The organism is Brevundimonas sp. UBA7838 (assembly GCF_002500885.1).
Taxonomy (GTDB): Bacteria; Pseudomonadota; Alphaproteobacteria; order Caulobacterales; family Caulobacteraceae; genus Brevundimonas; species Brevundimonas vesicularis_C.
The window spans coordinates 120280-142430 of record NZ_DLTK01000128.1 but is presented as its reverse complement, the minus strand read 5'-3'; the positions used below and the strand labels follow the sequence as shown (position 1 = coordinate 142430).

The 22151-nt window shown below is 64.6% G+C and carries 16 protein-coding genes and 2 tRNA genes; 10 read left to right on the top strand and 8 right to left on the bottom strand.

The window, feature by feature from the left end; translation table 11 throughout:
- Window positions 1-11 precede the first annotated feature (11 nt).
- Both B3T77_RS13405 and B3T77_RS13400 read right to left on the bottom strand, forming a co-directional pair.
- A complete protein-coding gene (locus B3T77_RS13405; RefSeq protein WP_292080205.1) occupies window positions 12-869 on the bottom strand; it encodes a thymidylate synthase in 858 nt (285 codons plus the stop codon).
- Between the two features lie 75 nt (window positions 870-944).
- Entirely contained in the window at window positions 945-1487 is a 543-nt protein-coding gene (locus tag B3T77_RS13400) for a DUF924 family protein (RefSeq protein WP_292080204.1), read from the bottom strand.
- A gap of 22 nt (window positions 1488-1509) precedes the next feature.
- Between B3T77_RS13400 and ilvC the strand changes: the two genes are divergently transcribed.
- Window positions 1510-2520, top strand: coding sequence for a ketol-acid reductoisomerase (ilvC, locus tag B3T77_RS13395; protein ID WP_409514536.1), 1011 nt, complete (start codon window positions 1510-1512; stop codon window positions 2518-2520).
- 60 nt (window positions 2521-2580) lie between these two features.
- On the opposite strand, the gene B3T77_RS13390 is transcribed toward ilvC, so the two are convergent.
- Window positions 2581-2657 (bottom strand) — tRNA-Pro (locus tag B3T77_RS13390).
- Window positions 2658-2858: 201 nt separating this feature from the next.
- On the opposite strand from B3T77_RS13390, the gene B3T77_RS13385 reads away from it, so the two are divergent.
- From B3T77_RS13385 to B3T77_RS13375, 3 genes are all read left to right on the top strand, one after another.
- Window positions 2859-2932, top strand: a tRNA-Gln gene (locus B3T77_RS13385).
- A 125-nt stretch (window positions 2933-3057) separates the two neighbouring features.
- Entirely contained in the window at window positions 3058-3573 is a 516-nt protein-coding gene (locus B3T77_RS13380) for a Dps family protein (RefSeq protein ID WP_235559212.1), read from the top strand.
- A gap of 68 nt (window positions 3574-3641) precedes the next feature.
- Window positions 3642-4004 carry a hypothetical protein gene (locus B3T77_RS13375; protein WP_231868773.1) on the top strand — a complete coding sequence of 121 codons (363 nt, stop codon included), beginning with the start codon at window positions 3642-3644 and terminating at the stop codon, window positions 4002-4004.
- Between the two features lie 347 nt (window positions 4005-4351).
- Here B3T77_RS13375 and B3T77_RS13370 read toward each other — a convergent pair whose 3' ends face one another.
- Genes B3T77_RS13370 through B3T77_RS13360 form a run of 3 tightly spaced genes read right to left on the bottom strand, consistent with a single transcriptional unit; the run spans window position 4352 to window position 7435 of the window.
- Window positions 4352-4972 carry a 2-dehydro-3-deoxy-6-phosphogalactonate aldolase gene (locus B3T77_RS13370; RefSeq protein WP_292080200.1) on the bottom strand — a complete coding sequence of 207 codons (621 nt, stop codon included), beginning with the start codon at window positions 4970-4972 and terminating at the stop codon, window positions 4352-4354.
- The gene (locus tag B3T77_RS13365; RefSeq protein WP_292080199.1) at window positions 4969-5859 is read right to left on the bottom strand and encodes a 2-dehydro-3-deoxygalactonokinase; all 891 of its coding nucleotides are present in this window, start codon (window positions 5857-5859) and stop codon (window positions 4969-4971) included. Before B3T77_RS13365 ends, B3T77_RS13370 begins: the two co-directional genes overlap by 4 nt.
- A 1-nt stretch (window position 5860) precedes the next feature.
- Window positions 5861-7435, bottom strand: coding sequence for a sodium/sugar symporter (locus tag B3T77_RS13360; protein ID WP_292080198.1), 1575 nt, complete (start codon window positions 7433-7435; stop codon window positions 5861-5863).
- Window positions 7436-7619: 184 nt separating this feature from the next.
- On the opposite strand from B3T77_RS13360, the gene B3T77_RS13355 reads away from it, so the two are divergent.
- The 3 genes from B3T77_RS13355 to B3T77_RS13345 all read left to right on the top strand — a co-directional run bounded on the left by B3T77_RS13355 (window position 7620) and on the right by B3T77_RS13345 (window position 11049).
- Window positions 7620-8393 (top strand): IclR family transcriptional regulator, encoded by a 774-nt coding sequence (locus B3T77_RS13355; RefSeq protein ID WP_292080197.1) that lies wholly within the window; start codon window positions 7620-7622, stop codon window positions 8391-8393.
- A 99-nt stretch (window positions 8394-8492) separates the two neighbouring features.
- Window positions 8493-9242: an SDR family NAD(P)-dependent oxidoreductase gene (locus B3T77_RS13350; protein WP_292080196.1), complete on the top strand. Its 750-nt coding sequence runs from the start codon at window positions 8493-8495 to the stop codon at window positions 9240-9242.
- 1 nt (window position 9243) lies between these two features.
- Complete coding sequence (locus B3T77_RS13345; RefSeq protein ID WP_292080195.1) at window positions 9244-11049, top strand: IlvD/Edd family dehydratase; 1806 nt, start codon at window positions 9244-9246, stop codon at window positions 11047-11049.
- Window positions 11050-11144: 95 nt separating this feature from the next.
- Here B3T77_RS13345 and B3T77_RS13340 read toward each other — a convergent pair whose 3' ends face one another.
- Together B3T77_RS13340 and B3T77_RS13335 are read right to left on the bottom strand one after the other, a co-directional pair.
- Entirely contained in the window at window positions 11145-12656 is a 1512-nt protein-coding gene (locus B3T77_RS13340; protein WP_292080194.1) for a tryptophan halogenase family protein, read from the bottom strand.
- On the bottom strand, window positions 12653-14164 hold the full coding sequence (locus tag B3T77_RS13335; RefSeq protein WP_292080193.1) for a tryptophan halogenase family protein: 1512 nt from the start codon (window positions 14162-14164) through the stop codon (window positions 12653-12655). The genes B3T77_RS13340 and B3T77_RS13335 overlap by 4 nt, the downstream gene beginning before the upstream one ends.
- A gap of 285 nt (window positions 14165-14449) precedes the next feature.
- On the opposite strand from B3T77_RS13335, the gene B3T77_RS13330 reads away from it, so the two are divergent.
- The 3 genes from B3T77_RS13330 (at window position 14450) to B3T77_RS13320 (ending at window position 22030) form a co-directional block, all read left to right on the top strand.
- Complete coding sequence (locus B3T77_RS13330; RefSeq protein ID WP_292080192.1) at window positions 14450-17344, top strand: TonB-dependent receptor; 2895 nt, start codon at window positions 14450-14452, stop codon at window positions 17342-17344.
- 73 nt (window positions 17345-17417) lie between these two features.
- Window positions 17418-19064 carry a DUF5597 domain-containing protein gene (locus B3T77_RS13325; protein WP_292080191.1) on the top strand — a complete coding sequence of 549 codons (1647 nt, stop codon included), beginning with the start codon at window positions 17418-17420 and terminating at the stop codon, window positions 19062-19064.
- Window positions 19065-19093: 29 nt separating this feature from the next.
- The gene (locus tag B3T77_RS13320) at window positions 19094-22030 is read left to right on the top strand and encodes a TIM-barrel domain-containing protein (RefSeq protein WP_292080190.1); all 2937 of its coding nucleotides are present in this window, start codon (window positions 19094-19096) and stop codon (window positions 22028-22030) included.
- Window positions 22031-22151 lie beyond the last annotated feature (121 nt).

The window sequence follows — 22151 nt, the reverse complement described above, 5'->3', positions numbered from 1 at the left end:
CGTGAATGACCTTAAACGGCGACGGCGGCCTTGATGTGCGGCCAGGCTTCGTAGCCTTCGAGGTTGAAGTCCGAGAGGTCGAAGGCGAACAGGTCGGTCTTGGGCGCGATCTGCATGACAGGCAGAGGCAGGGGCTCGCGAGTTAGCTGAAGCTCAGCCTGTTCGAGGTGGTTCAGATACAGGTGGGCGTCGCCAAAGGTGTGGACGAAGTCGCCCGGCTCCAGCCCCACGACCTGAGCCAGCATCATCGTCAGCAGGGCGTAGGAGGCGATGTTGAACGGCACGCCCAGGAAGACGTCGGCGCTACGCTGATACAGCTGGCAGCTGAGCTTTCCGTCGGCGACGAAGAACTGAAACAGGCAGTGGCAGGGCGGCAGCGCCATGTCGTCGACGTCGGCCGGATTCCAGGCGGTGACGATGTGGCGGCGGCTGTTGGGATTGGTCTTCAGCCCGTGGGCCAGTTTTTCGATCTGGTCGATGACGCGGCCGTCCGGCGCAGTCCACGACCGCCATTGCTTGCCGTAAACCGGGCCCAACTCGCCCTCGGCGTCGGCCCATTCGTCCCAGATGCGGACGCCATTGTCCTTCAGATAGGCGATATTGGTCTCGCCACGCAGGAACCACAGCAGTTCCACAATGATCGACCGCAGATGCAGCTTCTTGGTCGTCAGGACCGGAAAGCCCTTGGACAGGTCGAATCGCATCTGGCGGCCGAAGACGCCCAAGGTGCCGGTGCCGGTGCGGTCGTCGCGACGGACGCCATTGTCGAGGATGTCGCGCAGCAGGTTCAGATACTGCCGCTCGGGATGATCGGCCGGCGCCGCGGCGATGCGAGCCTGAAGTTCAGCGATGGCGACCTGGGCGTTCATGACGTTAGCTTCCACCCGAATCAGTCGTTCGCCAATGAGCCGTCGGTGGTCGCCATCGGATCGTTGTGGATCGAATCAGCCGCCGAAGCCGCCTTCGTCGAGGAAGGCCTGTTCTTCAGACATTGTGTGGCGGCCTAGTGTGGCGTTGCGGTGCGGAAAGCGGCCGAAGCGGACGATGATGACGCGGTGCAGCTTGCCCCATTTCTCCAACTCGTCATCGCCGGCGACCAAGGCCATGTAGCGGTCCTGATCCTCGATCCGTTCGGAATGTTCGAACGGCAGAAGCAGGAAGTTCTTCAAAGCCGGTTCGACCGCCAGATGCAGATCGCGCGCCACGGCCTGGTTTGCGAACATCAGGGCCAGCGGGTCGGTGGCGAACTGATGCGCCGTGCCGCGAAAACTGTTTCGGGGATACTGGTCCAGCAGGATCAACAGCGCCAAGGCGCCCTCGGCCGTGTCCATCCAGTCGTCCCGTTCGCGGCGCGCGGCGGCCCAATGCAGGGCGCGGCCTCGATCGCGGAAGTCGGCGTCGAACGCCTCGTTCTTGGCGAACCACTTTTCGGGCCCAGCCTCTTTCCAGAAGGCGACGACGTCGGATGGGGTTATGAAGGCGGTCATGACCCAGACCCTACCCAATCCGCTGCCCGTCTTCCATGACCGCGACTGCGACCTTTCGATCATCCGCGGCAAGCGCGTGGCCATGATCGGTTACGGCAGCCAGGGCCGGACCCATGCGCTGAACCTGCGCGATTCGGGCGTGACCGACATCGTGGTGGGTCTGAAGGCTGACTCCAAGACGCGAGACCTGGCGCGCGCCGACGGGTTCGAGGTGATGACGGCCGGCCACGCCGCGTCGGGCGCCGACGTGGTCGCCGTCATGACGTCAGACGAGGCGCACCGCGATCTGTGGCGCGACGAACTGGAGCCGAACGTGCGGCCGGGCGCGGCCTTGGTCTTCGCCCACGGCCTGTCAGTGAGATTCGGCCTGGTCGAACCGCGCGCCGATCTGGACGTCATCCTGGCCTCGCCCAAGGGGATCGGGCCGCGCATCCGAGATCTGTACGAAGCCGGGGAGGGGGTCTTCTGCCTGTTTGGCGTGCAGCAGGACGCGACGGGCGACGCGCATGCGCTGGGCCTGTCCTATGCGGCGGCGCTGGGCTGCGGGCGCAAGGGCATTCTGGAAACGACGATGCGCGACGAGTGCGAGAGCGACCTGTTCGGCGAACAGGTGGTTCTGTGCGGCGGCATCGCCGAACTGATCGACGCGGCCTTCTTGAAGCTGGTCAACGCCGGCTATCCGCCCGAAGTGGCCTGGTTCGAATGTTTCTATGAAACCAAGCTGGTGACCGACCTAATGTACGAACGCGGCATCGCGGGCGCCTTCGCCAAGATTTCGAACACGGCGGAATACGGCGCCTATCTGACCGGGCCGAGGGTTATCGGAGACGAATCGCGCCAAGCGATGGATGAGGTGCTGGCCGAGGTTCAGAGCGGGGCGTTCGTGCGGCGGCTGATGGCCGACTACGACGCGGGCTCGCCCGACCTGACCGCGCGCCGAAAGGCGTTGGGCGTGAAGACCATCGAGTCGGTTGGAGCGCATCTAAATGCGATGGCGCGCCAAGCGATGGAGAGCGCGGCGAACGACGACTGACGCAGACATGGAAACGGGCGAAGGCCCGCTGTCGCATCGTCGATTTTTCTGAGGAGAAGATGGTCGGAGTGAGAGGATTCGAACCTCCGACCCCTGCGTCCCGAACGCAGTGCTCTACCAGGCTGAGCCACACTCCGACCGTGGGGGCTGGCCTGGCGGCGTCGCCCCGAAGTGAGGACGCGGCTTATAACCATGGGTTCGATGGGCCGCAAGCGCCCATTTCGACCCATCTTCACGGTAAGCGAAAATAGTCCTGAAAGAGGGTGTTGCATCCCAAAACGGCTTGGCGTATCTGACCGCCTCCGCCGCACAGAGTGCTTCGGAAACGCCGGTCCTGCTGGGGAATGGTGTAATGGTAACACTACGGTTTTTGGTACCGTCATTCTAGGTTCGAGTCCTAGTTCCCCAGCCATCCGCCGACAAAGGTCGGCGCCGCCGAACTACTTTACAGCTTCAGCATTATCATCTGCGCCAGGGCTTCCGTTCGGATGCCCGGCTACCTAGCTTGACCGCAGACTACTGCTGAGGAGAACGATGATGGTCACCGCCAAAGAAAAGCGCCTGGCGCCCCTGAAGACGCCGACGAGCCTGTCGGAGGAGGCGACCCAGAGCATTTCCGCCGCTCTGACCGGGCTGCTGGCCGATACGTTCGCCCTCTACATCAAGACCAAGAACTTCCACTGGCACGTCTCGGGCCCGCATTTCCGGGACTATCATTTGATGCTGGACGAGCAGTCGGCGGAAATCCTGGCCATGACCGATCCGATGGCCGAACGGGCGCGCAAGATCGGCGGGACCACGCTGCGCTCTATCGGTCAGATCGCCAAGGAATCACGCATCGGCGACAATGACGCCGACTATGTCGACCCGCTGGATATGCTGGCCGAGCTTCGCGACGACAACGGTGAACTGATCGGCCGGATGCGCGAGGTGCATGACTTGTGCGACGAGCATAACGACGTCGCGACCGCCAGTTTGCTGGAGAACTGGATCGACGAGAGCGAGAAGCGCGTCTGGTTCCTGTTCGAATCGGGTCGTCGCGGTAACGGCTGAGGAACCGCAGCGCTTGCGCCGTCTTATGTATCGTCGATAGTCGATTATGGACGGCGCAGGAGGGGCGTGTGAAGCAGGGTGCGGTGATCTGCGGCTTGGCGATTGTGGGTGTGCTGGCGGCCTCGCCCGCCTCAGCCGATATGTCCAAGGCGTTCGGCAATACGATCGTGTCTCACTATCCGAACGGACAGTGGGTCAGGCACTATTTCGATCCGGATGGACGCTACACCTCGCAGTTTTCGGACGGGCGACGTGTGGCGGCCCGCTGGTCGGCCGAGGGTGACAAGATTTGTTTGTCCGGCTTCAGCCCGCGTCAGATCCTGCCGCGCTTTTGCAGCCGGATGGTCGAGGCCGATGTCGGCGACACCTGGCGCGCCCGCGATCCCTTGGGGCGCTCCATCCGCAACGAACTGGTCGCGGGACGTCGCTGAGGTCTTTCATCCCGCCTCCCGCGTAATGTTGTGCTCGACCTTGTTAGATGGTTATCAGGATACTGAGGCTTGGCGTGGCAGGGGCGTCGGCCTCTGAGTCGTGGCGTAGCGCGCTGTGGACGTGATGCTTCCGCTTTGCGCTTGGGCGACGTTCACATCACTTGGACTATCGGTGGTTATTTCCCGCGCTTCGCCAAAAACGTACTATCCAACCCGGGCCTGCGGGCCGCCAACTTGGCCATCGCCGCGACGGCGGCGCGTCATGCTCGTTCGCGTTCTTGACGAATCCGAACTCTGAAAAGACCCTGACCCTAAGGGTCGCAGAAGGCCGCTTGGGCGGTTTCCAATCAGGACCAATGCGCGACGAAGGCTTCCGCCTGACGGGCGACCTGTTCGGCTGACTGCCCTGGCTTGAAAACGGCCGAGCCGATGCCGAAGCCGGATGCGCCGGCGGAGCGCCAGGCGGACATGCTGTCGGGGTCGACGCCGCCGACGGGGTAGATGCGGGTTTCGGCGGGCAGGACGGCGCGGACGGCTTTCAGACCCTTGGGACCGGCGATCTCGGCGGGAAACAGTTTCAAGGCGTCGGCCCCGGCGTCCAGGGCGGCGAAGGCTTCGGACGGCGTAAAGAAGCCGGGCAGGGACAGCAGGCCCAGGGTCTTGGTCTCGGCGATCACTTCGACGTTGGTGTTGGGCGAGATGATCAACTGGCCGCCGGCCTGTGCGACCTCTCGCGCCGCTGCGACGTTCAGCACCGTGCCGGCGCCGACCAGGGCGCGGCCGTCCAGCGCCTGACGCAGACGGCGGATGCTCTCCAGCGGCTCGGGCGAATTCAGCGGCACTTCCAGGCAGCGGAAACCGGCGGCGACGATGGCCTCGCCGACCTCGACCGCCTCGTCCGGTTTCAGGCCGCGCAGGATGGCGATCAGCGGCAGGGCGTCCAGGCTTTCGATGGCGACGGGAATCATCGGTGTGCGGCCTCGTGAATGCGCCACAGACCCTTGGCCGTGGCGGCGGCGCCGTCCGCGATGCGGACGTCTTGGAACCCACCCTGCGCCAGGGCGGCGGCATAGCGGCGGCTCAGGGCCTCGGCGCCGATCAGGATGACGGGGCGATGGTTGGCGTCGGCCTCGGCCGCGACCTCGGCCCCGATCAGCAGACCCGACAGATAGTCGGCCGAGGACGCCGCTGAAAGGCGTCCGGCCAAGCCCTCGACCCGCACAGAGAACAGGGCGGCGGTGACAGCGGGATCGCGCAGGGATCGCTCGACCCCCGTGGCGAAGGCGTCGTCGTCCACGCCCGGCTCGCCCATCTCGGCGCCCAGGATGGTGCCCCTGCGGATGGCGGCGAACAGTTCGCCGGTCATGAAGGTCCGGAAATCGGTGATCCGTACGCCAGCGGTGCGGATCCATTTGCTGTGGGTGCCGGGACCGACGATGACGGCGTCATCGGGCGCGTCCAGGCCGAAGACCTGGGTTTCCTCGCCGCGGATCACGTCCTCAAGACGGCTGTCCTCGAACACGGCTACGCCGGGCACGATGGAGACGTGGGGCGCATCGTCAGGGCTGGCGACGGCGCTGGCCAGGTCCGCGACACCGGCGGGGCAGGGCAGATAGGCCATCTCGCGCCACCGCCCCCGCGCACCGGCCATGCCGCTGACCAGCACCGGCAAGCCGTCGTTCAGCCAGTCGCCCGCGACCGCGTCCAGCACGTCGTGGAACTGGTTCGGCGCAAGGCCGCCGGCGCCGCGCGGGTCGGAGCGGCTGTCCAGCACCACGCCGCCGTCGGCGATCCGCATGACGCGCAGATTGCTGGTGCCCCAATCGACCCCGATCAGTCCGTTCGCTGAACTCACCTCACCACCAGATCGTATACACTAGGATCAGGAAGGCGATCACGCCGACCGCCGCCAGGTTGAAGCCCAGCGAGGTCTTGTAGCTGATCTGGTCCAGCTTGATCTTCATGGCGTCGGGCTTGGCCGGGACCAGCAGGGACACGATCACCGCCGCGATCAGGGAGACGACGAAGACGACGCCGACCCGGTTCATGAAGGGGAAGATGAACTGGCCGGTTTCCTGCAACCACCAGAAGATGGCCGACAGCACGACCGAGCCGATGGCGGCTGTCAGGGCGCCGGCTTCGGACGCCCGCTTCCAGAACAGGCCCAGCATGAAGATGACGACGATGCCAGGGGTGAAGAAGCCGGTGAACTCCTGAATGAACTGGAACGCCTGGTCGAAGCCGCCCAGCAGCGGGCGGGCGGTCAGGATGCCGATGATCACGGCGGCGACGGCGGCGATGCGGCCGACCGTGACCAGCTGATGCTCGGGCGTGTCCTTCCTGATCTTGGCGTAGAGGTCCAGGGTGAAGATGGTCGAGATCGAGTTCACCTTGGACGCCAGCGAGGCGATGATGGCGGCGATCAGGGCGGCGAAGACCAGACCCTTCAAACCGACCGGCAGCAGGTTCATCATCGTCGGATAGGCCTGGTCCGGCGCCGACAGATTGGGAGCCAGGATCAGGGCGGCCATGCCCGGCAGCACCACGATCACTGGCATCAGCAGTTTCAGATAGGCGGCGAAGGCGATGCCCTTCTGCGCTTCCGGCAGGGACTTTGCGGCCAGGGCGCGCTGGATGATGTACTGGTTGAAGCCCCAGTAGCTGATATTCATGACCCACAGGCCGCCCAGCAGAACGGCGATGCCCGGCAGCTCCTGATAGTGGGGATTGTCCTTGGACAGGATCATGTCGAACTTGTCCGGGAACTGGGTGATCAGGGTGTGGAAGCCCGCCGCCGCGCCGCTCGCGCCGCCGATCGTCGACAGGGCGATGAAGCCGATGATCAGTCCGCCGCAGACCAGCAGGGCCACCTGGACGATGTCGGTCAGGGCCACGGCCTTCAGACCGCCCCACAGCTGGTAGACCAGGGCGAAGACGCCGATGGCGACGATGGCGTAGTCCTGGTTGAAGCCGGTGACGGTGTGGACGGCGATCGCGCCCAGCCACAGGATCGAGGTCACGTTCACGAAGACGTAGAGCAGCAGCCAGAAGACGGCCATCACGTTGCGGATCGTCGGCCCGTACCGCTGCTGCAGGAACTGCGGCATGGTCACGATCTCGTTGCGCAGGAAGATCGGCAGGAAGAATTTGCCCACGATCAGCAGGGTCAGCGCCGCCATCCATTCATAGGAGGCGATGCCCAGGCCGATCACATAGCCCGAGCCGCTCATGCCGATGATCTGTTCAGCCGAGATGTTGGCCGCGATCAGGGAGGCGCCGATGGCCCACCAGGGCAGGCTCCTGGACGCCATGAAATAGTCGGTGGAGGTCTTTTGCTCGCCCGCCTTGCTGCGCGAGACCCACTGGGCCAGGCCGAAGATGAAGATGGCGTAGATCGCCAGAATCGCCAGATCGATACCCGCGAGCGACATAATACATTCCCCCGATGCGCCCGTGTTCGGGCTCAGGTCGAAGCCTAGGTTAGCCCCCGGCCAGCCGCAACGAATTTTTATATACGCTTGCTTATTTTACCTGCAATAATGCATCGATCGCCCTTGGCGCCCGCCCACCGTGGTGGCTGCGGGGACAACGACGGGCTCAAGCGACAGGAACGCCATGACAGACCAAGACGCCGCCGACGATCGCAAATATCGCGCGCCCGCCTTGGAGAAGGGCCTCGACGTTCTTGAACTGCTGTCGGCACAAGGCGAGCCGATGACGCCATCGCAGATGTCCGTCACCTTGGGACGTTCCGTCAGCGAACTGTTCCGTATGATTCAGGTGCTGGAGTTCCGCGGCTATATCGAACAGTCCTCGGGCGGCTATCGTCTGACCAACCGTCTGTTCACGCTGGGCATGACCCAGGCGCCGATCAAGTCGCTGGTCGATGTCGCCATGCCGGCCATGCGCGATCTGGCGTCGGCGACGATGCAGTCGTGCCACCTTGTTGTGCCGTCCGGCGATCAGATCGTGGTCATCGCCCGGATCGAGAGCCCCGGCGACCTCGGCTATTCGGTGCGGATCGGCTACCGGCGCAGCATCCTGCACGCCACCTCGGGCTTGATGTTCTATTCGCGGGCCAATGAACGGGCGCGGGCGCACCTCAACGAGACATTGGTTGGCCTGTTCGGAGCAAAAGCGGTGAACGAGTTCGCCGCCCGCTCGGAAGCGATGACCCAAGGCGCCTATGTGGAGCGGGCCAGCGACTTCGTGAAAGGCGTCACCGATCTGGTGGCGCCCATCATGGGGGCGGACGGCGTGATCGCCACCTTGATTACGCCTTTCATAGAACAGACCCCGATGATCTGCACCAAGGACGAGGCGGCGGCGCTGCTGGTGCGGGCCGCAGAGTTGATTTCGGATCAGATGGGCGCCGTTTCCCAAGCTTGATGCTACCGCTATCTATTTTTTGTTGACGGCAACAAGTTTCATTTGTGAAAAGGTCTTGGGCCGCACAGAAGGTCCTCCGCCCTGGGGAGGGCTGCATTCATGGCCGCCATCTACTCCGACCTGAAGGGCAAGACCGTCGTCGTCACCGGCGGCGCCGGCGGCATCGGCGAGAGCATCGTTCGCGCCTTCCACGCCCAGGGCGCACGGGTTGGCTTTCTGGATATCGACGCCGAACGCGGGGCCAAGCTACAGGCCCACCTGGGGCAGGAGGCGTTGTTAGTCGCCTGCGACCTGATCGACATTCCTGCGCTAAAGGCCGCCATCGGCATGGTGCGTGACGCCTTCGGCCCCATCGACATCCTGGTCAACAACGCCGCCCACGACGAGCGTCACGCCACGCTGGACGTGACAGAGGACTATTGGGACGGCCGCATGGCCGTGAACCTGAAGCACCAGTTCTTCGCCGCACAGGCCGTGCTGCCGGACATGCAGGCGACGGGCAAGGGCGCCATCGTCAATCTGGGGTCGACCTCCTGGGTGATCGGCCAAGGCGGCATGGCCGCCTATACGGCCTGCAAGTCGGCGGTGATCGGCCTGACCCGTTCGCTGGCCCGCGACTTCGGCCAGTTCGGCGTTCGGGTGAACGCCGTCGCGCCCGGCTGGATCATGACCGAGCGGCAACTCGAGCTCTGGGTCACGCCGGAAACCGAAAAAGACATCTACGCCAACCAGTGCCTCAAGCGCCGGCTCGTGCCGGACGACATCGCCCGCGTCGTCGTCTTCATGTGTTCGGACGAGGCGGGGGCGATCACCAATCAACACTATGTCGTCGATGGCGGCTGGACCTGAAATGACCGACAATTCCAAGACCGCAAAGCCGCTCCGCAGCCGCGCCTGGTTCGACAATCCCGAGAACCCGGACATGACGGCGCTCTATCTGGAGCGCTATCTGAACTACGGCCTGACGCGAAAAGAGCTTCAGTCGAACAAGCCGATCATCGGCATCGCCCAGACCGGCTCGGACCTGTCGCCCTGCAACCGTCACCATCTGGTCCTGGCCGAGCGGGTGCGCGAAGGCATCCGCGAGGCGGGCGGCATCGCCATGGAGTTCCCGGTCCATCCGATCCAGGAAACCGGCAAGCGCCCGACCGCCGGTCTGGATCGCAACCTGGCCTATCTGGGTCTGGTCGAGAGCCTCTACGGCTATCCGCTGGACGGCGTCGTCCTGACCATCGGCTGCGACAAGACCACGCCCGCCTGTCTGATGGCCGCCGCCACCGTGGACATTCCCGCCATCGCCCTGTCGGTCGGCCCGATGCTGAACGGCTGGCACAAGGGCGAGCGCACCGGGTCCGGCACCATCATCTGGAAGGCGCGTCAGATGATGGCGGCCGGCGAGATCGACTACGACGGCTTCATCGAACTGGTAGCCTCGTCGGCCCCGTCGGTCGGCTATTGCAACACCATGGGCACGGCGACGACGATGAACTCGCTGGCCGAGGCGCTGGGCATGTCGCTGCCCGGCTCGGCCGCCATTCCGGCGCCGTACCGCGAGCGCGCCCAGGTCGCTTACGAGACGGGCCTGCGCATTGTGGAGATGGTGCGTGAGGATCTGAAGCCGTCGGATATCCTGACCAAGGAAGCCTTTCACAACGCCATCGTCGTCAACTCGGCCATCGGCGGCTCGACCAACGCCCCGATCCACCTGACGGCGTTGGCCCGCCACGCCCATGTCGATGTGCCGTTGCATGACTGGCAGACCGAAGGCCTGCACGTGCCGCTGCTGGTCAACCTCCAGCCCGCCGGCGAATACCTGGGCGAGGACTATTTCCATGCCGGCGGCGTCCCCGCCGTCGTCTCCGAACTGATGAAACAGGGGCTGATCAACGAGGACGCCCTGACCGTCACCGGCAAGTCCATCGGCGAGAACTGCAAGGGCGCCGAGATCCAACTGCCCGATGTCATCAAGAGCTTCGACGCCCCGATGAAGACCGACGCTGGCTTCGTGGTCTTCACCGGCAATCTGTTCAACTCGGCCATCATGAAGCTGAGCGTGATCTCGGACGAGTTCCGCGAACGCTATCTGTCCAACCCCGACGATCTGAATGCCTTTGAAGGCCCGGCCGTCGTGTTCGACGGGCCCGAGGATTATCACCACCGCATCGACGACGAGAGCCTGGGCATCACCGAGCAGACCCTGCTGTTCATGCGCGGCGCCGGCCCCATCGGCTATCCGGGCGCGGCCGAGGTCGTGAATATGCGCCCGCCGGCATACCTCATAAAAAGGGGCGTCAGTGCCCTGGCCTGCATCGGCGACGGGCGCCAGTCCGGCACCTCCGGCTCGCCCTCGATCCTGAACGCCTCGCCCGAGGCGGCGGCGGGTGGAAACATCGCCCTGCTGAAGACCGGCGACCGGGTCCGCATCGATCTGAACACCGGCCGCGCCGACATCCTGATTTCGGACGCGGAACTGTCCGAGCGTCGCCAGGCGTTCGAGGCGGCAGGCGGCGGCTACAAATACCCCGCCTCCCAGACCCCTTGGCAGGAAATGCAGCGCGACGTGGTCGGCCAGCTGGAAACCGGCGCCGTGCTGGAGCCCGCCGTCAAATACCACCGCATCGTCGACACCATCGGCCTGCCGCGCGACAACCACTGACGGCCCTAGAGCGTGATCGCTTGAGGTTGGATCGCTTCGCGATTCCGCTGACGCCGCGCATCAGGCTCCGGGATTTCGTTCTAGGCGTCGCCGCCTCACTGCAGCGGCGGCGCCTTGCAGTTGGCGGCGATGAAGGCCTCGTGGGTCGGCATCCGCGCGACGCCCTGCTGGATCATCGCCTTCATCTTCTGCAACCATTGCTGGACCTGCTCCAGAGGAATGGTCTCCGTGATCGGATCGTGTCGCTCGGGGATGACGCCCTGGCCGAGCAGCACGGCGATCCAGCTCGTCTCCTGAAACAGCTCGTCCTCGTAGCGGAAGATGCGGCCCCGGCTGCGGAACTGATCCATCTTCTGCTTCAGCGTCTCGGGAATCGGCATGGTCCGCACGTGGCGCCACAGAGGCGAGTCGTCGCGCGCCGTGGCGTGATAGTGCAAGATGATGAAGTCGCGGATGCGCTCGGTTTCCAGCCGCATCATGCGGTTGTAGTTGTCGATATCGGCCTGGGCGAAGCCGGTGTCGGGGAAGTGCAGCAGCAACTTGGATATGCCCGACTGCACCAGATGGATGGAGGTCGATTCCAGCGGTTCCAGGAAGCCCGACGCCAGGCCCAAAGCCAGACAGTTCTTGTTCCAGGTCTTCTTTCGGCGACCGGTGGTGAAGCGCAGGAAGTTGGGTTCCGCCATCGCCTCGCCGTCTAGGGAGGCGCGCAGCTTGGCTTGAGCCTCGTCGTCCGAGATGAAGGGGCTGCAATAGACATAGCCGTTGCCGGTGCGGTGCTGCAGCGGAATGCGCCAGCGCCACCCCGCTTCAAGGGCCGTCGATTGGGTATAGGGCGTCGGATCGCCGACCCGGGTGCAGGGCATGGCCACCGCACGATCCGCTGGCAGCCAGTGGGTCCAATCCTCGTAGCCCGTCTTCAGCGCCCCTTCGATCAGCAGGCCGCGGAAGCCAGAACAATCGATGAAGAAGTCCGCCTCAAGTTCGCGGCCGTCATCCAATCGCACCGACTGGATAAAGCCGTCGCCGTCGCGCAGGCGCACGTCGGCGATCTTGCCCTCATGACGCACGACGCCTTGCGACTCGGCGCGCCGGCGCAGGAAGCGCGCGTACAGGCCGGCGTCGAAATGGAAGGCGTAGGTCATTTGCGAGCCGGCGCCGCGCGGGTCGGCGTCAGGCCGGGTGACCCGGCCCATGCGCGCCGCCATGGTCGTGACGGAATAGGCGTCCAGGTCGTCGTCCAGCCCCGCCTTGTTCAGCCTCAGCCAATATTGGTGGAAGGAGGCGGCGTCGATGCGCGTGCCATAGGTTCCGAACGGGTGGAAATAGCTCCGGCCCTTCTGGAACCAGTCGTTGAACTGAATACCCAGCTTGTAGGTACCCTGGGTGGCGCGAATGAATTCGTTTTCGTCGATGCCCAGCAACTGGTTGAACAGCAGGATCGGCGGAATGGTGGCCTCGCCGACGCCGACCGTGCCGATAACCTCGGACTCGACCAACTCGACCTTCACCGTGCCGCGCGTCACGTGCGCTAGTGCGGCGGCGGCCATCCAGCCGGCCGTGCCGCCCCCGACGATCAGAATACGCTTCAGTGGGGCAGGGATCATCGTGCGTAACCGGTGAAGGTGGTGGAATGGTCGGGCAGGGCGGCCGCCGCCCGCGCAATCAGTTGCGCGAACTGCCGGGCCTGTCGATCCACGGTTTCCAGATCGTCGAGACAGGCCAGGGGCGAAGGCTGTTTGGGCCACGTGCCCAGGCCGGTGAACACCGCAGCCCAACTGTCTTCGCGGAAGGATTCGTCCTCCAGCAGGCCGACCTCGCCACGCGCGCGGAACAGCTCGATCTTTTCCATCAGCGTATCGGGCGGCGCCGTTTCGCGGCATCTGTCCCACATCGCGCCGGCGCGACCGGCCAGATGATAGTGCAGGATGATGAAGTCGCGGATGCGCTCGAACTCCTGGGCCGAGCGTCGATTGTATTCGCGGATCAGGGCCGGATCGAAACGGCGGTCGGGGAACATCTCTAGCAACCGCCCGATGCCGGTCTGGATCAGGTTGATGCTGGTGGACTCCAGCGGTTCGACGAAGCCGGACGCCAGGCCCAGCGACACCACATTGCCCTTCCAGGCCTCGCGTCGCCGCCCCGTGACGAACCTCAACCGATTGGGCTCGGCCAACGGCTCCGATTCGATCTGACTTAGCAGGTCGTCCAGCGCCGTCTGATCGTCCACATGGTCGCTGGAATAGACATAGCCGTTGCCGACCCGGTGCTGCAGCGGAATACGCCATTGCCAGCCGGCCTCTCGCGCACGCGCCGTGGTGATGGGCTCGGGGGCCAGAGTCGAACTGCACGGCACGGCGACGGCGCGATCGCACGGCAGCCAGTGCGTCCACTCCTCGTATCCCGCCCGCATCGTCTGTTCGATCAACAGGCCTCGGAAACCCGAGCAGTCGATGAACAGGCCTGCCTCGACCTCGCCGCCGTCTTCCAGCGTCACGGCTCGCACCAGACCGGTCTCGCCGTTACGATCCACACCCGTGATCCGCCCTTCGCGCCGGACGACGCCCATCGTCTCCGCCAACGTCCTCAGCCGCCGTGCAAACAAGCCGGCGTCGAACTGATAGGCGTATGAATAGTGGGACAGCACCGAACGGCTGTCCTCGACCGGCGGGGCGAACTTGCCGGCGCGGGCCATGGCGGTCGGCATGGACCAGGGATCAAGGCTGTCGATCCGACCGGCGGCCTTCAGGCGAAACAGATATTGCCGCCAGGCTTGTCCTGCGACGGTCGGACCATAGTCGCCGAAGCCGTGGAAATATTCCGAGCCCGGCGCAATCCAGTCCTTGAAGGCGATGCCCAGTTTGGCGGTCGCGGCCGTCGAGCGGATGAAATCCTCCTCGGACAGCCCGATCGTCTGGACGAACTGTCGGATGGGCGGAATCGTGGCCTCGCCCACGCCCACCGTGCCGATGGATTCCGATTCGAGCAGGGTGATCCTTAAGGCCAGACCCTGGGCGCGGGTGAACGCTCGGCCCAATGCGGCGGCGGCCATCCAACCCGCCGTTCCGCCGCCCACGATGGCGATGTGGTGCACCGGTTCTGGCTGGTCGCTCATGCTTCTTCCCCGTCGCCCGCTTGGCGCGGATCCTGTGTCGGCATCTAATAGCCAAGGATCGTCGCGGCGCTATTGTGGTAGCGCTAACAGAAAATGCTTTTCAGCTCATGAAAACTTGTGCATCCTTGAAAGGTGATCATGCCATCGAAGGGTGGGTGAGTTCACGTCGGGAGGGATGTCGCCCTACGTCGTCAATAAGCGACGGGCGCGACCAGCAGGAAGGTTCTGAGACCGATGTCTCGTCAAAATCACGTTCGTCGCGTCGCTCTGCTTTGCGGAGCATCCTTGCTTACGGTCGCGGCGACGCTGCCGACCGCCGTGTTGGCCCAACAGGCCCCGGCCCAGTCGGATGATGCGACGACGGTCGATGAGGTCGTGGTCACCGGCATCCGCGCCCAGCTCCGCTCGGCCCAGGCCATCAAGAAGAACTCAGAGGTCATCGTCGATTCGGTGACCGCCGTGGATATCGGCGCCCTGCCGGACCGCTCGGTGTCGGAGGCCTTGCAGCGCATTCCAGGCGTCACCCTTCAGCGCACGAACGCCGCACGCGATCCGGCCCGTCTGGCGGCAGAGGGCGGCGGCGTCTTCATCCGCGGCCTGTCGTGGGTGCGTTCCGAAACCAACGGCCGCGACATCTTCTCGGCCTCGAACGGTCGCGGGCTCAGCTTCGAGGACGTGTCGGCGGACCTGCTCGCCGGCGTGGACGTCTATAAGAATGTCGCCGCCAACATGATCGAGGGCGGCATCGCCGGCACGACCAATCTGCGGACCCGGGTTCCCTTCGACAACAGCGACCCGCTGTTGGCGATCAACGCCGACTACAACTACGGCGACCTGTCCGAAAAAGGTTTCTGGTCGGGCAGCATCCTGGCGACCGATCGTTGGCAAACCGGCATCGGCGAGATCGGCCTGCTGGCCAACGTCAGCGTTTCCAACGTCGGCAACCGCACGGATTCGATCTCGGTCGACCGCTATGATCCCGTGACCCTCAACGCCGGCAACGCCAGCACCGATGGTTCGGGAACGGCTGGCGAGACTGTGTTCGTGCCCAAATATCTGGGCTGGCGCACGATCGACTGGGAGCAGAAGCGCACCGCCGTCGCACTGGCCGCCCAATGGCGCCCGAACGATCAGTGGCTGTTCACCCTGCAGGGTCTGGCTTCGCAGGCCGACGCCTACAATGTCGAATATGCGCTGGGCACCGACAGCATCGTCTCGCCCAACTCCAGCTATCGGTATGACGACCAGAACGTCTTCCTGAGCGGCAATATTCCGGCCGCGACCTGGAACACCGACACCCGCGTCGGCGACGACACCAAGAAGACCAGCGATGTCGCGCTGAATTTCCAGTACACGCCTGGCGGCGCCTGGTCGTTCTCGGGCGATCTGCAATATGTGAAGTCCTCGGCCGAAATCTATTCGATGACGGCCTTCACTCAGCTTCAGAACCGTCCGGACCTGTCGATCACCATCGACGGCGATCTGCCGACCGTGACCTCCACCGGCGGCACGCCTGAAGACAAGTCCGCCTACTGGTGGGCGGCGGCCATGGATCACATCGAGGACAACGAAGCCGACGAACTGGCGGGTCGCCTGGACGCCCGTTACGACTTCGACGAGAACTCGTCCTTCTTCAAATCCGTCGCCTTCGGCGTTCGCGGCACCGAGAAGAACTACACCAACCGCCAGACCGGCTATAACTGGGGCCTGTTGTCCAACCAGTACTGGGGCAACGGCGGCGGCGCAGTCGTTTATCTGGACGACACGGGCTATCCGGGCGGCACGCAGGACCCGCGTCTGCCGAACTCGTCTACCCTCTATCGTTTCGACAACTTCTTCCGCGGCGATGCGCCGGTTCCGGGCGTGGCGTGGTTCCCGGCTGAAAGCCTGCTGAACCAGGGCACGGCCTATGCCTACGATATCCTGCGCAACACAGAGAGCTCGGGCTGGGGTTGGACGCCGCTCAGCGACGACTATGAAAGCTATCGCCTTGGCGGCGGCAACGGCGGCATCACGGAGCTGACCGAGAAGACGCAGGCCGCTTACGTCTATGCCCGGTTCGGCAATGACACCGGCTTCTTCGGCCGCGCCTTCGACGGCAACATCGGCCTGCGCGCCGTGGACACCAAGACCACCTCCAACACGGTGACCACGCTGCCGTCCATCCAGGGCGCCTGTCCGCCAGCCAACGCGCCGGGCGCCAACTGTGCGGCCTTCAATCAGGCGGTTCGGTTCGTGAACGGCGGATCCCTGGACGGACAGCCGGTCGAAAGCAGCTACACCAACTGGCTGCCCAGCCTGAACCTGCGTGGGTTCCTCAGCGACACCCTGCAGGCTCGCTTTGCGATCTCGCGCGCCATGGTGCGGCCCGAGATGTATCAGCTCCAGCCGTTCACCAACCTGTCGATCAACTTCCAGCCCGACGGCTACACCCTGAACCCAACCACGCCCTTCACCGGCGTGGGCGGCAATCCGGCGCTGCGTCCGATCACGGCGACGAACTACGACGCCAGCCTGGAGTGGTATTTCGCGCCCACCGGAAGCCTGACGTTCGTGGCCTTCCACAAGGACATCAAGGACTACATCTTCACCGGCACGGAAACGCAGTCGATCACCAACGGCGGCGTCACCTACGACTTCCTGATCACGCGCTACACCAACGGCGCCGAGGGCACGGTGGACGGGTTCGAGCTGGCCTATTCGCAGTTCTTCGACTTCCTGCCGGGCGCCTTCAGCGGCCTCGGCTTCCAGGGCAACTTCACCTACATCAGCTCGGACGGCGGCAAGAACACCAGCCAGAACATCCTGGACACGACCCAGAACGGCGCCGCCTCGGACAGCACCCTGCCGCTCGAAGGCATGTCTCGCACCAGCTACAACGCCGCCATTCTGTATGAGAAGTACGGCATCTCCGCGCGCTTGGCCTACAACTGGCGCGAGGAATATCTGCTGACGACCTCGGCGGCGAACGTGAATGCCCCGGTGTGGGCCAGCGACTACGGCCAACTGGATGGCTCGATCTTCTATAACCTGACCAAGGACATCAAGATCGGCGTTCAGTCGACCAATATCCTGAACGAACGGACGATCTTGAAGGTGGGCAGCGAGACCCGCAAACCGCCTTACAACTGGGTCGATACCGACCGCCGGATCGCGGTGGTGCTGCGCGCCGCCTTCTGATCGGGCTTTGACAACGGGGCGCCGGCGGTCGTCGGCGCCCCGATCTTTTTCTTGTCGACGTTGGGAGGCGGCGATGGGCTATTTCACACGCGGGTTCGCCGCAGCCTTATCGGCCGCGACCCTGGTCGCCGCCGCAGCTTCGTCGGTTCTCGCCCAGTCGCCCATTCCGCAACTGGTTGAACAGAATGGCCGTCACGCTCTGATGGTGGACGGCGCGCCCTTCACCATCCTGGGCGGACAGGTCAACAACTCGTCCAACTATCCGGCGCCCCTGGCCCAGGCCTGGCCGGCGCTCCGTTATATCGGCGCCAATACGGTCCAGATCCCGCTGGGTTGGGAACAGATCGAGCCGGAGGAGGGGCGTTTCGACTTCTCCTTCGTCGATCACGCCATCGAACAGGCCCGCGCCAACGACATGCGCGTGGTCTTCCTGTGGTTCGCCACCTGGAAGAACACGGCCCCGGCCTATGCGCCCGCCTGGGTCAAGCTGAACCCCGAGCGGTTCCCGCATCTGATCGAGAAGAGTGGCAAGGAAAGCTACGCCCTGTCGCCCTATGGCGCCGAGACTCTGGCCGCCGACGCCCGCGCCTTCGCCGCCCTGATGCGCCACATCCGTCAGGTGGACGAGCGCAAACGCACCGTCATCATGGTCCAGCCCGAGAACGAGGTCGGCACCTACGGCCCCGTTCGTGACTACTCCCCCGCCGCCCGCGCCGCCTTCGATGGCCCCGTGCCCCAGGCCCTCTTGGACCGCACCGGCAAGGCGCCCGGAACCTGGTCCGCCGTCTTCGGCAAGGATGCGGACGAGTTCTTCCATGCCTGGTCCATCGGCCATTACGTCGGTCAGGTCGCCGCCGCCGGCAAGGCGGAATATCCGCTGCCGATGTACGTCAACGCCGCCCTGCGCGACCCGACGAACGATCAGGATCCCGCCACCTACGCCTCGGGCGGCCCGACCTGGAACGTGATCGAGGTCTGGCAGGCCGCGGCCCCGTCCATCGATTTCCTGTCGCCGGACATCTACACGCGCAAGTCGGGCGAATACGAAGCCCATCTGGATCGCTATGCGCGGCCCGACAACGCCCTGTTCGTCGCCGAAACCGGCAGCGACGTTCAATACGCCCGCTATCTGATGGAGACCTTGGGCCGGGGCGGCATCGGTTTCTCGCCCTTCGGCATCGATTACACCGGCTATTCCAACTATCCGCTGGGCGCCAAGGAGATCACCGAGACGACGCTGGAGCCGTTCCGCGATCTCTATCGCCTGATCGGCCCGTGGCAGCGGACCTGGGCGCGACTGGCCTTCGAGGGCAAGGTCTGGGGCGCAGCCGAACCCGACGACCGCAAGCCCGAGGTCATCGACCTGGGCGATTGGACCGCCACAACCGGCTATCAGCGCTGGCAGTTCGGACCGAGCAGCCAGCCCATCGATCCCAATGACGTGCCCGCCGCCTCGGCCCAGCCCAACGGTGCCATCGCCATCGCCGAGATCGAGCCGGGTCAGTTCATCCTGGCCGGGCATCGCATCCGCATCGACTTCGCCGCCAAGCCTTCGAGCGACGGCAAGCGCCGCATGATCCTGCGGGTCGAGGAAGGCCATTTCGACGACGCCGGCAAATGGGTGTTTGAACGCATCTGGAACGGCGACCAGGTCGATTATGGGCTGAACTTCTCCACCGACCGACCGCAGCTGTTGCGCGTCGTCACGGCCACCTACTGAACCCTGCAAGAGTAACGCGAGCGCCCGCCATGATCCCGACCCTCGCCCGCCGCCTGTTCCTGGCCGCCCTGCTGACCGCCCCCCTGGCCGCCTGCGCAGGGCAGGGGCTGATGAACGGCGCCTCCGCCGGGGCCATCCAGCAGGCGGCGTTCGAACGCACGGCGACCGGCATTGTCGTCACCCCGGCCGAGGGCGCGGCCCGCCGCGTGCGGCTGGAGGTCTATGGTCCCGAGACGATCCGGGTCACCGCGACCGAGAATGCGAACTTCGACCTGCCGGCCAGCCTGATGGTCACGGCCCAGCCCTCGACCACGACGCCGTTCCAGGTCGAGACCCGCGGCGACCTAGTCGTGCTGAAGACCGCCGAGGCGACCGCAGAAGTGTCGCGCGAAACCGGTGCCGTCCGCTTCCTCGACGAGAACGGCCAGGAGGTGCTGAAGGAACGGGCCGGCAGCCGCGAGCTGAGCCCCGTCACGGTTGAGGACCAGAAGGGCGACCACCGCTTCCTGGCCACGCGCCAAGTCTGGGAAAGCCCGGCCGACGAGGCCTTCTACGGCCTGGGCCAGCACCAGCAGGGCGTGGTGAACTACAAGGGCCACGACGTCCTATTGGCCCAGCACAACATCGACGTCGGCATTCCGCTGGTCGTATCCAGCCGCAACTACGGCGTCCTGTGGGACAACAACTCGATCACCCGTTTCGGCGACCCGCGCCCCTACGGCATGATCGCCGACCAGTTCATCGTGCGCGACGCCACGGGCCGGTTCGGCGGCCTGACCGCCAGCTACTATCAGAACGACCAGCTCAAGGTTCAGCGTCAGGAAACCGAGGTGAACTACGAGTTCATCCGCGAATGGTCGCGCTGGCCCGAGGGCTTCAAGTCGCAACCGGGCCAGCCGGTCCAGACCGGCGACATGGGCAAGCCGGGCCAGGCGGGCGTCAAGGTAGTCTGGGAAGGCACGCTGGAAACTGCGACCGCCGGCCTGCACAAGTTCCGCCTTTACTCCTCTGGCTATGCCAAGGTCTGGATCGACGGGCGGATGGTCGAGGACAACTGGCGCCAGAATTGGAATCCGTTCGATCACGACTTCCAGGTCCAGATGGCCGCCAATACGCGCGTGCCGATCAAGATCGAATGGATCCCTGAAGACGGCTATATCTCGCTGCGCCACCAGGACCCGCTACCCGCCGCCGATCAGGGCGCGCTCAGCCTGGCCTCGGAAGTCGGCACGGCCATCGACTACTACTATATCGGCGGCGACGATCTGGACGGGGTGATCTCGAACTATCGCGGTCTGACCGGCAAGTCGGTGATGCTGCCCCGCTGGGCCTACGGCTTCTGGCAGAGCCGCCAGCGCTACAACACCCAGGACGAGGTGACCGGCGTCGTACGGCGCTATCGCGAGCTGGGCCTGCCGATCGACAACATCGTTCAGGACTGGTTCTACTGGCCTGAAAACGCCTGGGGCTCGCATCAGTTCGATCCCGCGCGCTTCCCCAACCCCACCCAGATGGTCAAGGACGTTCACGACATGAACGCCAACATCATCATTTCGGTCTGGCCGAAGTTCTATCCGACGACCGAGCATTACAAGCAGCTGGACGCGATCGGCGGCATGTATACCCGCAACGTCGATGTCGGTGCGCGCGACTGGGTGGGACCCGGCTACGCCAACAGCTTCTACGACCCCTATCTGCCCGCCGCCCGCGACCTTTACTGGAAGCAGATGTCCGACAGCTTCAAGGGCATGAACTTCGACGGCTGGTGGCTGGATTCGGTCGAGCCGGACATGCACTCCAACCTGGACATTCCCGAGCGCACCCTGCGGATGGGACCGACCGCCATCGGTCCGGGCGCCTATGTCTTCAACTCGTATCCGCTGGTGAACGCCGAGAACGTCTACAACAACTTCCGCCGTGAAAAGGGCGACGAGCGGACCTACATCCTGACCCGCTCCGCCTGGGGCGGCCTGCAACGCACCGGCTCGACCTTGTGGTCGGGCGACGTGGTGGCGCGCTGGGACAATCTGAAGGACCAGATCTCGGCGGGCGTGAACACCGGCCTGTCGGGCCTGGCCAACTGGACCCATGACATCGGCGGCTTCTCGGTCGAGGCGCGCTACTCCAATCCCGCCGGCATGAAGCCCGAGGACAAGGCCGAGTGGGACGAGCTGAACCTGCGCTGGTTCCAGTTCGGCGCCTGGTCGCCGATCTTCCGTTCGCACGGCGAGTTCCCGCTGCGTGAGGTCTATAACCTGGCCCAGCCCGGCACGCCGCTTTACGACGCCTACGCCGCCCAGCTGCGGACCCGCTACCGGCTGATGCCCTACATCTACAGTCTGGCCGGCGACGTCTATCAGCGTGACTCCACCATCATGCGCGGCCTGGTCATGGACTTCCCGTCCGACCTCAAGGCGCGCGACATCAACGACCAGTATTTGTTCGGCCACGCCCTGCTGGTCGCGCCGGTAACGGAATACAAGGCGCGCAGCCGTTCGGTCTATTTCCCGCAAGGGGCCGACTGGTACGACATGCTGACGGGCCAGAAATACACCGGCGGCCGGTCGGCGACGGTTCAGGCGCCCGAGGACAAGATCCCGGTCTTCGTGCGCGCCGGCTCCATCCTGCCCACTGGTCCGGCAATCCAGTACACGGCCGAAAAGCTGGACGGCCCACTGACGCTGATCGTCTACACCGGCGCCAACGGCTCCTTCTCCCTGTATGAGGATCAGGGCACGACCTACGCCTATGAGAGGGGCGAGTTCTCCAACATCCCCATGACCTGGAACGACGCGACCGGTGTCCTGACCATCGGTGCGCGGACGGGTTCGTATCCGACCATGCCGACGAATCGCACCATCAATGTGCGTTTCGTCAACGGGCCGGGCGCTGATGTCGGAAACTTCGATGCGGCTCCGGCCAGGACGATCCAATACAATGGCCAGGCTGTGGAGGTTCGGCGCTAGATCGAGACAGAGCATCGACATCGGACACGATGTCGATGCTCAACCTGTTGTCTTGACGAGACTTTGAAGAAAGATCGGGGCGCTTCCCATACAGGGTGTCCAGCGGCCTTATGATCGGGAC

What these genes read in the sequence shown, in the direction of transcription:
- B3T77_RS13405 (WP_292080205.1), bottom strand. Translation starts at nt 869, where the DNA reads ATGAACGCCCAGGTCGCCATCGCTGAACTTCAGGCTCGCATCGCCGCG.
- B3T77_RS13400 (WP_292080204.1), bottom strand. Translation starts at nt 1,487, where the DNA reads ATGACCGCCTTCATAACCCCATCCGACGTCGTCGCCTTCTGGAAAGAG.
- B3T77_RS13380 (WP_235559212.1), top strand. Translation starts at nt 3,058, where the DNA reads ATGGTCACCGCCAAAGAAAAGCGCCTGGCGCCCCTGAAGACGCCGACG.
- B3T77_RS13370 (WP_292080200.1), bottom strand. Translation starts at nt 4,972, where the DNA reads ATGATTCCCGTCGCCATCGAAAGCCTGGACGCCCTGCCGCTGATCGCC.
- B3T77_RS13360 (WP_292080198.1), bottom strand. Translation starts at nt 7,435, where the DNA reads ATGTCGCTCGCGGGTATCGATCTGGCGATTCTGGCGATCTACGCCATC.
- B3T77_RS13355 (WP_292080197.1), top strand. Translation starts at nt 7,620, where the DNA reads ATGACAGACCAAGACGCCGCCGACGATCGCAAATATCGCGCGCCCGCC.
- B3T77_RS13350 (WP_292080196.1), top strand. Translation starts at nt 8,493, where the DNA reads ATGGCCGCCATCTACTCCGACCTGAAGGGCAAGACCGTCGTCGTCACC.
- B3T77_RS13345 (WP_292080195.1), top strand. Translation starts at nt 9,244, where the DNA reads ATGACCGACAATTCCAAGACCGCAAAGCCGCTCCGCAGCCGCGCCTGG.
- B3T77_RS13340 (WP_292080194.1), bottom strand. Translation starts at nt 12,656, where the DNA reads ATGATCCCTGCCCCACTGAAGCGTATTCTGATCGTCGGGGGCGGCACG.
- B3T77_RS13335 (WP_292080193.1), bottom strand. Translation starts at nt 14,164, where the DNA reads ATGAGCGACCAGCCAGAACCGGTGCACCACATCGCCATCGTGGGCGGC.
- B3T77_RS13325 (WP_292080191.1), top strand. Translation starts at nt 17,418, where the DNA reads ATGGGCTATTTCACACGCGGGTTCGCCGCAGCCTTATCGGCCGCGACC.
- B3T77_RS13320 (WP_292080190.1), top strand. Translation starts at nt 19,094, where the DNA reads ATGATCCCGACCCTCGCCCGCCGCCTGTTCCTGGCCGCCCTGCTGACC.